The organism is Streptomyces sp. NBC_00989 (genome assembly GCF_045162655.1).
Classification (GTDB): domain Bacteria; phylum Actinomycetota; class Actinomycetes; order Streptomycetales; family Streptomycetaceae; genus Streptomyces.
Genome location: NZ_CP108728.1, coordinates 8,006,355 through 8,020,622, shown reverse-complemented (window position 1 = coordinate 8,020,622; position 14,268 = coordinate 8,006,355). Strand labels below are relative to the sequence as shown.

Here is a 14,268-nt window from a genome sequence, read left to right as displayed (position 1 = left end):
CAGCAATTCAAACACGCACTCGGGCAGGGCCCCGGCACTCACTGCTCGGCGCCGAATCACTGCGCCTACTGTGGCACCGCCTCATACAGGCGGTACAGGTTTCGTCACAGCACGTCGAAGCTGGTCAGACTGATCAACTCGTGGAAGTTGCCGCGGCGAGTGAGATCGCCCTCGATCTTCAGGTCGCGCCGGTCGCGGTGGGCGTCGGTGGCCCGGTCGTAGTCCTCTTCCGTGAGGTGGAGGTGGATCTGGCGCTGCTGGCCGACAAGGTCGCCGTTCTCATTCATCAGCCGGCCCTCCACGGTGACCTCGCCGGGCCCGAAGTCGGCGACACGCTTGAGCTTGGTCGGACGGCCCACGATGGTGACGCCCAGGTCCGGTTCTCGGCGCCGGAGATCCTGCGCGCCTTCCCGTAGAACGGGCACGAGACGTTGAGGGAATTCCGCGACCGAACTCTCGTATGGCACCGGCCATCTCGGTGACCAAGTGAAGTCGAGTGAGAAACCATGCCCTGGTGGGCGATTGCCGGTCCCTGTCTGGAAGTTACGACTGTCCTGCCCGCCGATTCCGGCCAGCGCCTCACACAGATCGGCGGAAATTCCGTCCTCCACACCCTCCGCGAAGGGGGCGGAGTCGTCTGCAACCGCCGCGCGCTCCGCCGCGGTACGTGCCGCTGTCACCGCTTCGTACATTCTGCGCGACACCTGGCGGGCGAACGGTTCCGGAGCCACGTCCAGTTCGGGGACATCTTCGAAGAGCGAACCTTCCGATGTGGCCTCGGGCAGGGGTACTTGGACTGTGAAGATGTAGCTTCCCGGAGCGCTGGGGCCAAACCGCGCGCTCTCCACGAAGTCCTTTGCCCGCTGTGGCTTGCGTCGCGGCTGCACAAGGCGGTGCTCCTCTGCGACGGTGTCGCAGGCCGCGGCCATCAGGAGATCCCGAGCGCTGGTCACGGCCAGTACGCCATCCTGCACCGGGATCGTGCCCGACGGCGTGCGTGGCATGGTCCTGATGTACTGCACGTCGAGACCCGTCAGTGTCATGTCCTGGTGGACGGCCGAGGGCGGACGCCCCTCCGTGGCGGACAGCGCATCGATCAGGTCTGCCATCCGGTCCGTGTAGTCCGCGAGTTCGCTGTCCAGCGGGAGCAGCACACGGTGGCGCTGCCCTCCCCATTCCCGCTCCCAACGGCGGCTATAGCGGATCCGGCTGCCCGGTGTCCATCCTCTGCTGCGTAAGTAGTGAGCCACGTCGTCTGGGCGCAGGCGCGCCAGCTCTCGCTCGGGTACTCCGACGGCGGTCATGGCACGGGCACCTCCTCGCACGCACGGTCGAAGAATTCGCGCAGAGCGTCGACTGTGAGCAGATTGTCGCGCGGCACAGTGACAGCGAGGGTCTTCTGCCCCTGCTGGACCGGCATGGAGTGGTGCTCCAGGGACAGCCAGTACGCCGAGTGGTGCAGGACCAGAGATCCTTCATTGACGCGGATGTACATCTGTGGATCGGCGGGGACCACCACCATCACCAAGTAGCACGGAACCTGCCTGCGACCCCGCAGTCTCTTGAACTGCTCGATCGGCAGAGAGATCTTGAATCCGGAGTCGGTCGAGGTGAACTCGCCGACCCGGCGTGACTTCACCTGGAGGGCGATCTGCACATCCAGTTCCGGCATTTCGTGGTCCCGGCCGAGGATGAGGTCCTTGCCGATGTCCGGGTAGGGAACGGCTACTTGGAAGCCGGCCGCGGCGGCTATGGCCGCCACGAACGTCTCCCCGTACCAGCCCTGGTGGTTGTTGAGCTCCATGCGCCCCCGCGCTCCGGTCGCAGGCCACCCGTCACGCGCCTACGCCCGGAGTGACACACCGTTCACTGTCCGCGCAGGTTACTCGAGCAACGATCTTCCAGAAAGGCCGAGTTCCGGCCAGCCCCCGAGGTGTCAAACCGTGGCGGATCCGTCATCGTCCGGCATCGGCCGTCGAGCCTCCGCCAAGGCCACTGTGTGGACGAACCATTCCAGGACGGCGCAGATCTCGTCGCTGCGGGCGGCGAAGACCTCCACTGGGAAGGAGGGACGCAGGTCCAGCTTTGCCTCAGCGAGATCGATCCCGTCGATCTTGTTCAACCTGGCCATCAACTCACGCCGCAGAGGCTCGTCGTCGAAGGGTGGGCGCCGCTTCAGGTGCTCAAAGACAGTCTCGACCGTGCCCGTGACCGGATAGATCGCCAGCGGCCACAGCTTCCGCGATTCCAGCGCGTTGCCGACATCGAGAGTCGGGAAGCAACTTGTCTCGCTTGCCTTGCCGTAGGCGCGATAGCCTCCCTGCTGCTCCCAGAACCGCAGCGCGTCTCCTACCCCTTTGACAGTCTCCGGCGTCTGGTTGTCACGCAGTTGGGCTTCGAAACGAGCAGCGGCTGCCTGCTGTTCCTCGTCCAGATCGTGAGTCGGCAAGATGTCGCCAGCGACCTCCTTGCCGAGAAGAGTGGCCAGGTCCGAGCTGGTCAGCCGATGAGACCGACGAGCGCGACGCGAATCGTCGAAAGGAACGCCTTCGGCTTCCAGGAGAGTCTGCGGGTCCACTGACTGGTCACCTGCGGCCCAGTGAAAGCCCTCCGAGACACGACCATCGGCTGTCAGGACTCGGTGAACACCATGCAATCCCGGCTTGGACGCCAAGTGACTTCCCACTGCTACGGCATGGGTACCGATCAGCGCGGCGACGTCCCCGTATGTCGTCCACGTCCCCGCAGGCATGGCCAGGAGCGCGGCCCTCAGCTCCTTCCAGCCGACCCACTCGTCGTCGGCATGGACCATGCCCTCGATGGGACCGGGCCACAACTGCACTGCCCGTTCGGCCAGTTCATCAGCGCGGGCGAGGATTTCCGTCCTGCCCCACCGCTCCTGCGCGGCGATTCCCTGGTTCATACGCAGGGCACTGGAGTCGAGGATCTCCTGCTTACGCCGGAAGGGGTGGTTCGAGAGCCGTGCATTGTCCGCGGAGAGCGTGAGGTTGCCCAGCGTGTGAACGAGCAGCGCATGCAGTTCATCGGAGCTCTGACCGTCCTCGGCTTCCTCGGCGAGCAGTTCGAACCATTGCTGAGCGGGGCTCTGCGGCAGCACGTGCTCCACCGTGAGTTTCGCCTTGGCGTAGTCGACAGGCTCGCTCGAACGGTAGCTCTCCTCCAGTCTGCGGAGCACCTGGGACCGCTGGTTACTCCGGCCGAACTTGTAGAACGGCCGGGTGCGAATCGCCTCACGGACAGCCTCGTCTCCTGGCCAGGCCCGCGCCCCCGTCTTGTTCCTCGACAAGAACCGGCGGACGGCTTCCGCCGGGGAGCCGTCCTTGCCCAACTCTTTCTCCAGCTCTCTGGGCAGCTCCATGAAGACTCGATTACTGCCGGTCGTAGAGAGCCCGGCGAACAGGCGTCGCACCATGTAACTTTCGGCGTACGCCAACGCCAGTGCCGCCTCGTGCGCTGTGGCTTGACCAGCGTCTACCAGGTCAAGCAGATGCAGGGCGAGGGGATAGTGAGTCTGACCGCCCCACCGTGTGAGTCTGTCCAGTACTTCGCGCAGTTCCAGGTCGCCTTCAAGGTCGGGCTCCAGAATCCGCTTCAGTCGTCCGGCCCGCTGGGCAAGCGTGTCGATCTCTACTTGTAGCGCTGTCTCATTGCCACTCAACGGCTCCAGACGCTTCTTCTGGTCACGGTAGACCTCGCTCTGCTTGGCCCGGCTGTTACCGCCCACCACCAGGTCGAGCCAGACGAGTAGTTCGAGATTCTCCGGGCCGAGTTGCTCCTGCATGGGCAGCCAAAGGTTGCGGTACACCGACTCGCCGCGACTCGGCAGACACATGAAGAGGTAGTTGCGCAGCAGGTCGCTCTGGCTCAGGCCCACGCCTGTGTTGTTGATCGACTCGAAAATCCGGTAGACGTTGTCGCCCTCGGCCGCGGTGATCTCGACGATGGACAGCAGGCCGCTCAGCACTGTCTCCACAGTGTCTGTCCATGCCTCACCACCGCTCTCCTCACCTGCGGCGAGCGCCCCAAGGAAGAATCGGTACGCGCCGCCGACATTTCCCGGTCCGCCGGCTTTCGGCGAGGATTCCACACAGGCAGTGAAGGCATCCCGATCGGCCTGCGTCGGAAGCAGGCGGTAGTGATCGTCCCCATCCCGGTAGCTGTTGACCAACAGGAGGTCGTGGATCCGGGCGGCCTTCTTGTCCGCACCCCGGGCCCGATGGCCGTCCCTCAAGGCCGTGAAGGCGAGCATCAGCGTGGTGAGCCGCTGCTGACCGTCGACAACGAGCCAGCGCTGCATGCCACCCGCGGTGATCCTTCCGGGCGCCAGGACCACAGAGCCCAAGAAGTGAGCGGTAGGCGGCCTTCCCTCCAACTGGTCCTCAACCAGCTCCAGTACGTCGTCCCACAGTTGTTGCAGCTCGTCCCGCTGCCAGCTGTAGGTGCGCTGGTAGAGCGGAACCTGGAACTGCTTCTCGCCCTGAACGAGCTTGCTGAACGTGGTCTCTTGAGCATGCACGCGCTTGTTCTCCCCCCGAGTGTTCCGGACCAGGTGGCCATTCTTCCCCATCCGGGTACGGTGATCAGGAGAACTGACGGACCGCAGAGCGGGGGCGCTGATGGCGACGCTGGGAATCCACAAGGACTTCCTGATGGAGTTCGCCAAGTTGGAAAAACCAGTCCAAAGGCGCGTCCGTGAAGTGTTCGATAAATTCCAGGAGCACCGGCACGCCGGTCTGCATCTCGAAAAACTGGAGAAGGCACGCGACCCTCGCATCCGGACCATCCGGATCAACCAGTTCATGCGTGGTGTCGTCCTCGCCCCCGAGTCCGGCGACAGCTTCCTGCTGCTCAAAGTGATGCCGCACGACGACGCCATTGCCTGGGCGGTCAAGCATCGTGCCACCATCAATTCAGCCACTCAGGGCATCGAGCTTCGTAACGACGTCGCCCTGGAGCGGGCGACCGCCGGCGTACGGAGCCTCGCCTCGACCGATACCCAGCGACTCTTCGGACACGTCAGCGACAAAGAGTTGACCCGGCTGGGGGTCGATACCGACCTACTGCCCCTCTTGAGGCATCTGGCCACGGAGGCACATCTGGATGCGCTGAGGAAGGTCCTTCCTGAGCAGCAGTACGACGTTCTGGCCGGTCTCGCCGCCGGTATGGAGCCGGAAGACGTATGGCGAGAGGTGGTCCAGGTTCAGCTGGAGCACGCTGGGCCCAGCGTCTCCCAACAGATCAGTGCCGTCGCGGGCAAGGACGAGTCGAGCGCGCCGAAGACTCACGACGAGTTGTCTGTCGCCATGGCCCGTTCGCAGGGACGAATCGCTCTCGTCTCCGGACCCACCGAGTTGATGGAGATTCTGGCCAAGCCCTTCGACGCATGGCGGGTGTTCCTCCACCCGAGTCAGCGGCGCGTGGCCTACAGGTCCTCGTACAACGGACCCGCACGCGTCACAGGCGGTCCTGGGACGGGAAAGACAGTAGTCGCCCTCCACCGTGCGCTGCACCTGGCACGACAGTTACCGAGTGACGCCACGGACGAGTCGATCCTGCTGACCACCTACACGCGGGATCTCGCCGCGGACCTCCGCCACAGCCTTGAACTACTGATCCCCGATGTTCAATTGCGCGCCAAGATCCGCGTCGTCAACATAGACGCACTGGCCAACGAAATCGTGAGAGCGGCTCGCAAAGCCCCGCTGAAGATCGTCACAGGTCAACGAGACGTCACAGCGCGCTGGGCACGCATTGCTCGTCGCCTCGGCATCGACTTCACCGATGCGTTCCTCGACCAGGAGTGGCGGCACGTCGTGCTCGCGCAGGACCTGCGATCGCCCGAGGCGTATCTCAAAGCCTCCCGTGGTGGACGCGGTACTGCCCTAGGACCTCTGAAACGGGCGCAGGTATGGCGAGCCATCGAAGCCTTCACCAATGAGTTGCGCCAGATAGACGAGTGGACCTTCCTCCAGGTGTGCGCGGAAGCTGCTCATCTCCTCGACGAGCAGGGAGAACCGCGTCGCTACCGGCATGTGGTGATCGACGAAGCTCAGGACCTTCACCCATCGCAGTGGCGGCTGCTCCGAGCTCTGGTCCCATCGGGGCCGGACGATCTGTTCATCGCGGGCGACGCCTACCAGCGGATATATGGAAACAAGGTGTCACTCCGCAGCCTCGGAATTTCGGTGACCGGGCGCTCCGCCCGTTTACGCATCAACTACCGCACCACCCAGGAAATCCTGGCCTGGTCCACGGCCCTCCTCACCGGAGAGCGGGTCGACGATATGGACGGCGGAGACGAGGCCCTCATCGGATATCGATCCACACTCCACGGCGCAAAGCCACAGACCAGCGGGGCTGACAGCAAACCCGAGGAGATCGCAGGCCTGGTGGTCCAGATCCATGATTGGGTCAAAGCTGGCGTGGCACCGCGCGAAGTAGGGGTCGCCGTACGCTTCATCCAGCTGGGCAAGGACATCGCGCAAGCTCTGCGGCAAGCAGGCGTACCGGCCACCGTTCTCGGCGCGTCCTCAACGACAAATGACGGAATCCGCATCGGAACGATGCATCGCATGAAGGGCCTTGAGTTCCGGTGCATGGCTGTCGCCGGCGTCAGTGAGGGTGTCGTCCCCATGCGCAGCGCGGTCACCGCGGAAGAGATCGATGCTCAGCAGCACCGAGAAGACATGCTGAGTGAGTTGAGCCTGCTGTTCGTCGCTTGCACCCGGGCACGTGAGGCGCTGCGTATCTCGTGGCACGGTCAACCCAGCACCTTCCTAACAGCAGTAAGCGCCAACTGACACGAAGGGCTCCGCGCAGGGCCACAAGCCCAGTTCGGAGCCCCAACAGCAGACGAGCCGGGCCGTACGCCGGGTTCTGTGTCCGGGAGGACCTCACGGTCCTCCCGGCGACGGCCATCCATCTAGGGCCGGTGTTGCCACCGGCCTCGTGCGGTCTACCCGCGGACTCGGGCGGGCAGCCCTCGAACGTCCGTGCAGAGCCACCCTTCTTGCGAAGAGGCGGCTCCTTTTGACCTTGCTCCAGGTGGGGTTTACCTAGCCGCCTGAGTCACCTCAGGCGCTGGTGGTCTCTTACACCACCGTTTCACCCTTACCGTGGACCGAAATCCCCGGCGGTCTGTTTTCTGTGGCACTGTCCCGCGGGTTACCCCGGGTGGCCGTTAGCCATCACCCTGCCCTGTGGAGCCCGGACGTTCCTCGGGAAGTCCCCCTAGGGGCACTCCACGCGACCGTCCGCCCGGCTCGTCTGCCGTGTCGACCATGCTACCGGGCGGGCGCCACCTCGCGGACCGGCGCCCGACCCCGCCGTCGCCAGCACCGACCCCGCCAGGATCAGGGTGAAGGCCACCACGATGCCCAGGGTCAGGCTCTCGCCCAGGAACAGCGCCCCCGCCGCCACCGCCACCGCCGGGTTGACGTACGTGATCACCGTCGAACGCGTCGGACCGACCTCCTTGATCAGCTCCAGGAAGGCGACGAACGCCACCGCCGTGCAGATCACTCCCAGGCCGGCGAGGGACGCCAGGACCTGCGGGGACGGGACCGAGGAGGGCCAAGTCACCGCTGCCGCGGGGGCGTAGACGATCGCCGCCAACGCCAGGCACGGGGCGGTGAGTTGGAGTGTCGGGACGTTCTTCAGGTAGCGGGCCGCTATCAGCGGTGCCGTCGCATAGCCCAGCACCGTCAGCAGCACCTCCGCCAGCGAGCGCGCGTCGCCGCCCGTCAGGTGCGGGACCGTGAGGACGGTGACCCCGGCCAGGCCCAGCGCCAGGCCCGCCACACGCCGGGTGCCCAGTCGTTCCGCGTCCCCGAAGAAGCGTGCCGTGACCACGCCCACGATCGGTACGCCCGCGATCAGCAGACCCGCCGTGGAGCTGGACAGGTGCCGTTCCGCGTCCGTCAGCGTGAACCACGGGACGATGATCTCTATGCACGCGAAGGCCAGCATCGGGCGCCAGTGCGTGCGGACCGTGCGGGTCAGACCGCCCTGCCGCAGGGCGAAGGGAAGCAGGAGTACGGCGCCCAGGGCGCAGCGGGTGAAGACGACCATGGACGGGGAGAGCGGGGCGTCCACCGCCACCTTGATCATCAGGTAGGGGATGCCCCAGACCACTCCCATCAGGGAGAACAGGAACCAGCCGCGTGCAGTCATACGGCGAGTTTCCGCCGACCCCTCACAGGGAGTCTTGAACGCTGTTGCGGTACGCCGCCGGCGTCACCCCCAGCACCCGCCGGAACCACCGCGTCAGATGCGCCTGGTCCGCGAAGCCCACCTGTGCCGCCACCTCGGCGGGCCGCCCGCCCGCGTCCAGCAGACCGCGCGCCCGGGTCACCCGGTACTGGGCGAGCCAGGCGTACGGCGGTATCCCCATCGTCGTACGGAAGGCGCGCAGGAGTTGGTAGCGGGACAGGCCGAAGTCCGCGGCCAGGGACGAGAGCGATGGAGGGGTGAGCAGCTCGTCCGCCAGGCGGTCCCGCACCGCGTGCGCCACCCAGGCCGCGCCCGGGATCTCGTCCGGCGCCGGGCGCGCTGTCGAGTGGCGACGGGCGAGGGCCGTCAGGAGCCATGGGAGGCGGGACTCCGCCTCCAACGGGTCCGGGCAGGCGCTGAGTTGGGTGTGCGCCGAGCACAGTGCTACGGCCAGTTCGGCGTCGTCGAGGAGCGGCTCGCGGAAGTGCGGGAGGGCGGCGCCGAGGATGCCGTCGGTGAGGAGGGCCGGATCGGCGTAGAGGGCTCGGTAGGCGTAGCCGTCGGTGGTGCTGCCCGGGCCGCCCGTGTGCATTTCGCCGGGCGCGAGTACGACGATGGAGCCCGGGGTCGCACGGATGCGGCCGCCGCGGTAGTCGATGAGTTCCGAGCCGCCGACGCAGACGCCGATCGTGAACTCCTCGTGCGCGTGCGGAGCGTAGACATGCCGGTCGAAGCGGGCGGTCAGGAGGTCGAGGGGTGGGCCGCAACGGCCCAGTCTCGCCCTCGTCCACAGTGCCTGCTCACGTGGGCTCACCGGCCGCACCCCCTCTTCTCCACAGGGTGCAACGCGCCGGGGCCGCCTGTCATGCCGGGGTGAGCGCCCGTTCCAGTGTGTCGAAGGCCGCGGTCATCCGTACCTGGTGGTCCTCGGCCGGCCCTTCCCCGCGTTCGCCCGCGAGCAGGCAGCGCGCGGTGGTGACGTACACCGATCGGTACGTGGCGACGATCAGGGCCGCGGCCAGGGCGGGGTCGGGGATGTCCGGGGCGGTCTCGGCGAGGGCGTCGGACAGGGCGTTCTCGATCTCCTCCAGGCCTTCGCGGGCCCGGGCACGCAGGGCCGGCGAGTCGATCACGACCTGCCAGAAGGCCGGGAAGGCGTCGTTCGGGCCGGCCAACGGGTGGTGCTGGTCGCGGAGTTCGAGCGAGAGGCGGCGCAACGCGGCGAGCGGGGTCTCGCCCGGGGCGCGGTGGCGTACCGCCCCGCTGAGCACCTCGACCGCTTCCGGGATGCGGTCGAGGAACAGGTCCTCCTTGCGCGGGAAGTAGTTGAAGACGGTCATCGTCGACACCTCGGCGGCCCGCGCGACCTCCGCCACGGAGACCTGGTCGAAGCCCCGCGCCTTGAACAGGTCCGTGGCGACGTTCGAGATCCGCTGCCGGGTCGCCCGCTTCTTGCGCTCTCTCAGGGGGAGCTCGGTCTCGCCCTCACGATCGTTCATGAGAACAGTGTAGCGAACATAATTTTTTAGTGACTACACTCTAGCCATGGACACTGACACGAAGACCGACACGAACTACGACGTCGTGGTGGCCGGCGCCGGTCCGGTGGGGCTGGTACTGGCGAGTGAGCTGACCCTCGGCGGGGCGCGGGTGCTGGTGGTGGAGCGGCTGGCCGAGGTGAGCGAGACGATCAAGGCGGGCGGCATCAACTCCACCACCGCCGTCGCCCTCTACCGCCGGGGCCTGCTGCCCGAGCTGACCCAGGTGCACGAGGAGGCGATGAACCGCTTCAAGGAGTTCACACGGGCGCACGGCGGCAGCGAGAGCGCCACTCCCGTTCCGCCGCCGAGGTTCGCCGGGCACTTCTCCGGGATCATGCTGCGGGCCGATCTACTCGACGACTCCGACCCCGCCTTCGCGGACCTCGGCCCGGTCGAGCGCGTCGGGCTCGTCCCGCAGGCCCCGCTGGAGCGGCTGCTCGGCCGGCACGCCGACCGGCTCGGCGTCGAGGTGCGCAGGCAGGTCGAGTTGACCGGCTTCGACACCGACGAGGAGGGGGTGACCGTGCACCTCGCCCCCACCGACGGCTCCGCGCCGGGGACCGTCCGCGCCGGCTGGCTGGTCGGCTGCGACGGCGGCCGCAGCCTCGTGCGCAAGCTCGCCGGGGTCCGGTTCCCGGGTACCGCACCGGAGATCACCGGCTACCAGGCGATCGCCGACATGACCGGCACCGAGCCGCTGCGGAGCGGCTGGAACACCACCGACGTGGGGACGTACGCGTACGGTCCGATGCCGGGACGGGTGCTCACCGTCGAGTTCGACGGGCCGCCCGCCGACCGCGAATCCCCTGTCACCACCGAGGAGTTGCAGGCAAGTGTGCGCCGGGTGACCGGTGTCGACGTCACCGTGCACAAGGTGCGCTCCTCGACCCGCTTCACCGACAACTGCCGTCAGGCGGACACCTATCGCTCCGGCCGGGTGCTGCTCGCGGGCGACGCGGCGCATGTGCACTCGCCGTTCGGCGGACAGGGGCTCAACCTCGGTGTCGGGGACGCGATGAACCTCGGCTGGAAGCTCGCCCTGGTGGTGAGCGGCCGGGCCCCGGTGGAACTGCTGGACACCTACACGGCGGAGCGGCATCCGATCGGCGCCTGGGTGCTGGACTGGACGCGCGCCCAGATCGCGGTGATGCGGCCCGAACCCCATTCCCGCGCCCTGCGCGAGGTGATCACCGATCTCGCGGGGACAGTGGACGGCACGACGCACTTCGTCAAGAAGATCTCCGGCGTCTGGCAGCGCTACGACCTCCCCGGCGACCACCCCCTGACCGGCCGCAGCGCCCCCGACCTCGAACTCGCCGATGCCACCCACCTCGCCGACCACCTCCACACCGGCCGCGCCCTCCTCCTCGACCTCACCGACGACCCCAAACTCCGTGCCCGCGCGGCCGGTTACGAGGGTCTGGTGGACGTCCTCACCACCACCTCCCCGCAACACCCGGAGCTGTCCGGGCTGTTGGTGCGCCCGGACGGGATCACGGCATGGGCGGCCGACACGGACAGCACCGAGGACGATCCGACGGAAGCTCTACGGCTGTGGTTCGGCGCGCCCCTTGGCGCTTGACACTCCCCCGACGTCAGCATCTGCACTGACCCCATGAGGACCAACTGGGCAGGCGGCGGGCGGGTGTTCGGGTATGAGCGGGCGCGACGGGCCATGGTGGCCGGGTCGGCGCTCGCGTGCGTGCTGGAGACGCTCACCATGTCGGTGCTGCTGCAGGACTGGCCGGTGCTCCACCAAGTGGTGCCGGTCCTGGGCCTGTTCGCGGTCGCGTCCGTCGCCGCCCTGCACGCGTCCTCCGTCGCCCGCCCGCACCTGCTGGACACGGACACCCGTGCGCTACGGCTCCGGCGGGCCGCCCGCGCCGACGTGATCGTCCCGCTGGGTCATATCGCCTCCGCCGAGGGCGAGTTGCGGGTGGCCCGACGCCGGTCCGACGGCGAACTCGACCTTCCCGTCGGCTTCCGCACCTCCGTCACCCTTCAACTCGCCGAGCCGGTCACCCACTTCACGCTCCTCGGCCGACGGCGGGAGGTCGACACCGTCCACTTCCACGCCGACGACGCCGAACTCGTCGTAGCGACCCTTCAGGCCCATCTGCACGCGGTCAGGCGGGCGCGAACCGTACCTTCGACGTCCCCGGGTCCGCCTGGGTGAGGCGGACGCGCAGGCGCTCCCCCAGCGGCAGTGGAGTCATGCCGCCTTCGAGGCGGGCGACGACGGCCGGAGTGTCCAACTGGACTTTTCCCACGGTGGGTTGGCGTTCCTCGACGTCCACCACGTAACCGTCGAAGAGGTCGCCGACGCGGTCCTTCAGCAACGCCGCCTCGACGATGTCGACGCACTCGCGCTCGACGGTGCCCGCGAGGCGGGTGCCGTCGGCCATCTGTTTGGGGAGGGCGTCGAGGCCGGCGAGAACCCAGGCGGGTGGGGAGCCGGGGGCGAGGCAGAGTTCGGAGGCGTAGCGGTCGACCAGCCGCCGTAGGGGCGCTGTGCAGTGGGTGTAGGGGGCGGCGACGGCCGCGTGGGTGGTGACGGGCGGGAGGTTGCCGTCGCGGAAGACCGTGTAGCCCGCGCCGCGCAGCAGTGTCGTGCACTCCTGGAGGAAGGCCGCGTGGTGCGGGAGGTGCGGGTCGAGGGAGCGGATGAGTTCGGCGTACGCCATGTGGTGCGGCCAGTCGATGTGCAGGGCGTGCGCGGTGCGGTGGAGCCGGCCGACCGCGCCGTCCGGGGCGGTGGGCAGGGTGCGCAGGACGCCCGTGCCGTGCGTGAGCATCAGGTCGGCCGCGGCCATGCCGGTGAGGAGGGAGATCTGGGCGTTCCAGCCGTCGGCGGGGAGCGGGGCGCGGTAGACGAGTTCGTAGGTGTGGTCGCGCTCGACGATCTCCTGCTCGGGCACGTTGAGGGAGATGCCGCCGCGCTCGGCCTCCAGCCGTTCGCGCGCCTCGCCGATGTCCTTGAGCAGCGCGAGCGGCTCCTCCGCGGTGCCCGCGTCGATGCGCCGCTGCGCGGTCGCGTAGTCGAGTTTGGCCCGGCTGCGCACGAGGGCCCGGCGGACGTCGACGGCGGACGTACGGCCGTCCGCGTCCAGGTCGATCGTCCACAGCACCGCCGGCCGGGTCACGTCCGGCAGCAGGCTCGCGGCGCCCTCGCTCAGCAGGGGCGGGTGCAGCGGGGTCTTCTCGTCGGGGAAGTAGAGGGTGGTCACGCGGCGGTGGGCCTCCGCGTCCAGCGCGCCGCCCGGGATCACGAAGGCGGCGACGTCGGCGATGGCGTACCGGACCCGGAAACCGCTCCCCCTACGGGACAGGTGCATCGCCTGGTCCAGGTCCATGGACGTGGGCGGGTCGATGGTGAAGAAGGGGATGTCGGTCGCGTCCTCGGCGGGCGGCACCGGGGACTTCGCCGCGCGTTCCGCCTCCGCGAGCACCTCCGGTGGGAAGGTCTCGGGTACGCCGAGTTCGGTGCGCAGGGCGGCGAGGGCGGCGCGGAGCGGGGCTTCGGCGGTGCCGGTCACCCGGATACGGCGGCTGGGCATGACACGAGCGTAGGCACAATCCGCAGGCCCGCACCCTTTACGCTGGCGCAGGCCCCCACATAAGCCAGAAGTCCCCTAAGGAGAAACCCGCCGTGCTCGTCCTGCTGCCTCCTTCCGAAGGCAAGGCCTCCTCCGGCCGCGGTGCCCCCCTCAAGCCGGAGTCGCTGTCGCTGCCGGGACTCGCCGACGCCCGCGCCGCCGTACTCGACGAACTCGTCGACCTGTGCGCGGCCGACGAGGACAAGGCACGCGAGGTGCTCGGCCTGAGCGAGGGCCTGCGCGGCGAGATCGCGAAGAACGTCGACCTGCGCACGGCCGGCGCGCGGCCCGCCGGGGAGATCTACACGGGTGTCCTCTACGACGCCCTCGACCTGGCCTCCCTCGAACCGGCCGCGAAGAAGCGGGCCGCGCGCTCGCTGCTCGTGTTCTCCGGGCTGTGGGGCGCGGTGCGCGTGACGGACCGGATCCCGTCGTACCGCTGCTCGATGGGGGTACGGCTGCCGGGGCTCGGGGCGCTGGGCGCGCACTGGCGGGCGCCGATGGCGGCCGTGCTGCCCGAGGTCGCCGGGGACGGGCTCGTCCTCGATCTGCGGTCCTCGGCGTACGCGGGGGCGTGGAAGCCGAAGGGCGAGGTCGCGGGGCGGACGGCGACCGTACGGGTGCTGCACGCGCCGACCCGGAAGGTCGTCAGCCACTTCAACAAGGCGACGAAGGGGCGGATCGTGCGGAGTCTGCTGGCCGCGTCGGCCGCGCCGGGGACGCCGGGTGAGCTGGTGGAGGCGTTGCGGGACCTGGGGTACGAGGTGGAGGCGGAGGCGCCCACGCACGCGGGGCGGGCCTGGGCGCTGGACGTGCTGGTGGACGAGATTCACTGAGCACCCCGCCCGATCGGTAAGGCCGAGGACTCGTTGCAGTGTGCGCAATGGGCTTTGCGTGTA

General features: G+C 68.2%; 10 protein-coding genes, 1 other RNA gene and 1 pseudogene. 4 read left to right on the top strand and 8 right to left on the bottom strand.

Features of this window, described 5'->3' with window-relative positions; all coding sequences use genetic code 11:
• Positions 1-104: 104 nt before the first annotated feature.
• From OG714_RS35890 to OG714_RS35880, 3 genes are all read right to left on the bottom strand, one after another.
• Positions 105-1,154 (bottom strand): hypothetical protein, encoded by a 1,050-nt coding sequence (locus OG714_RS35890; RefSeq protein ID WP_406127338.1) that lies wholly within the window; start codon positions 1,152-1,154, stop codon positions 105-107.
• Between the two features lie 146 nt (positions 1,155-1,300).
• Positions 1,301-1,804 carry a DUF4365 domain-containing protein gene (locus OG714_RS35885; protein ID WP_406127337.1) on the bottom strand — a complete coding sequence of 168 codons (504 nt, stop codon included), beginning with the start codon at positions 1,802-1,804 and terminating at the stop codon, positions 1,301-1,303.
• Between the two features lie 132 nt (positions 1,805-1,936).
• Positions 1,937-4,537: a DUF262 domain-containing protein gene (locus OG714_RS35880; RefSeq protein ID WP_406127335.1), complete on the bottom strand. Its 2,601-nt coding sequence runs from the start codon at positions 4,535-4,537 to the stop codon at positions 1,937-1,939.
• 100 nt (positions 4,538-4,637) lie between these two features.
• Here OG714_RS35880 and OG714_RS35875 point away from each other — a divergent pair, with 100 nt between their 5' ends.
• Positions 4,638-6,821 (top strand): UvrD-helicase domain-containing protein, encoded by a 2,184-nt coding sequence (locus OG714_RS35875; RefSeq protein ID WP_406127334.1) that lies wholly within the window; start codon positions 4,638-4,640, stop codon positions 6,819-6,821.
• A gap of 49 nt (positions 6,822-6,870) precedes the next feature.
• On the opposite strand, the gene rnpB is transcribed toward OG714_RS35875, so the two are convergent.
• From rnpB to OG714_RS35855, 4 genes and pseudogenes are all read right to left on the bottom strand, one after another.
• An RNA gene (rnpB, locus tag OG714_RS35870) (RNase P RNA component class A) lies at positions 6,871-7,286 on the bottom strand.
• 124 nt (positions 7,287-7,410) lie between these two features.
• Positions 7,411-8,130 (bottom strand): annotated as a pseudogene (locus OG714_RS35865) (DMT family transporter); the annotation flags it as partial.
• A gap of 85 nt (positions 8,131-8,215) precedes the next feature.
• A complete protein-coding gene (locus tag OG714_RS35860; RefSeq protein ID WP_406127332.1) occupies positions 8,216-9,046 on the bottom strand; it encodes a helix-turn-helix domain-containing protein in 831 nt (276 codons plus the stop codon).
• 49 nt (positions 9,047-9,095) lie between these two features.
• Positions 9,096-9,731: a TetR/AcrR family transcriptional regulator gene (locus OG714_RS35855; protein WP_406127331.1), complete on the bottom strand. Its 636-nt coding sequence runs from the start codon at positions 9,729-9,731 to the stop codon at positions 9,096-9,098.
• A gap of 46 nt (positions 9,732-9,777) precedes the next feature.
• Between OG714_RS35855 and OG714_RS35850 the strand changes: the two genes are divergently transcribed.
• The gene (locus tag OG714_RS35850; RefSeq protein WP_406127330.1) at positions 9,778-11,355 is read left to right on the top strand and encodes an FAD-dependent monooxygenase; all 1,578 of its coding nucleotides are present in this window, start codon (positions 9,778-9,780) and stop codon (positions 11,353-11,355) included.
• Positions 11,356-11,388: 33 nt separating this feature from the next.
• Entirely contained in the window at positions 11,389-11,949 is a 561-nt protein-coding gene (locus tag OG714_RS35845; protein ID WP_406127328.1) for a hypothetical protein, read from the top strand.
• On the opposite strand, the gene OG714_RS35840 is transcribed toward OG714_RS35845, so the two are convergent.
• On the bottom strand, positions 11,900-13,330 hold the full coding sequence (locus OG714_RS35840; RefSeq protein WP_406127327.1) for an RNB domain-containing ribonuclease: 1,431 nt from the start codon (positions 13,328-13,330) through the stop codon (positions 11,900-11,902). The two genes, OG714_RS35845 and OG714_RS35840, sit on opposite strands and share 50 nt — an antisense overlap.
• 92 nt (positions 13,331-13,422) lie before the next feature.
• On the opposite strand from OG714_RS35840, the gene yaaA reads away from it, so the two are divergent.
• The gene (gene yaaA, locus OG714_RS35835) at positions 13,423-14,205 is read left to right on the top strand and encodes a peroxide stress protein YaaA (RefSeq protein ID WP_406127326.1); all 783 of its coding nucleotides are present in this window, start codon (positions 13,423-13,425) and stop codon (positions 14,203-14,205) included.
• The last annotated feature ends 63 nt before the right edge of the window (positions 14,206-14,268 follow it).

Coding starts and splice junctions, on each gene's coding strand:
- OG714_RS35875 (WP_406127334.1), top strand. CDS start 4,638: ATGGCGACGCTGGGAATCCACAAGGACTTCCTGATGGAGTTCGCCAAG.
- OG714_RS35885 (WP_406127337.1), bottom strand. CDS start 1,804: ATGGAGCTCAACAACCACCAGGGCTGGTACGGGGAGACGTTCGTGGCG.
- OG714_RS35850 (WP_406127330.1), top strand. CDS start 9,778: ATGGACACTGACACGAAGACCGACACGAACTACGACGTCGTGGTGGCC.
- OG714_RS35855 (WP_406127331.1), bottom strand. CDS start 9,731: ATGAACGATCGTGAGGGCGAGACCGAGCTCCCCCTGAGAGAGCGCAAG.
- OG714_RS35840 (WP_406127327.1), bottom strand. CDS start 13,330: ATGCCCAGCCGCCGTATCCGGGTGACCGGCACCGCCGAAGCCCCGCTC.
- OG714_RS35845 (WP_406127328.1), top strand. CDS start 11,389: ATGAGGACCAACTGGGCAGGCGGCGGGCGGGTGTTCGGGTATGAGCGG.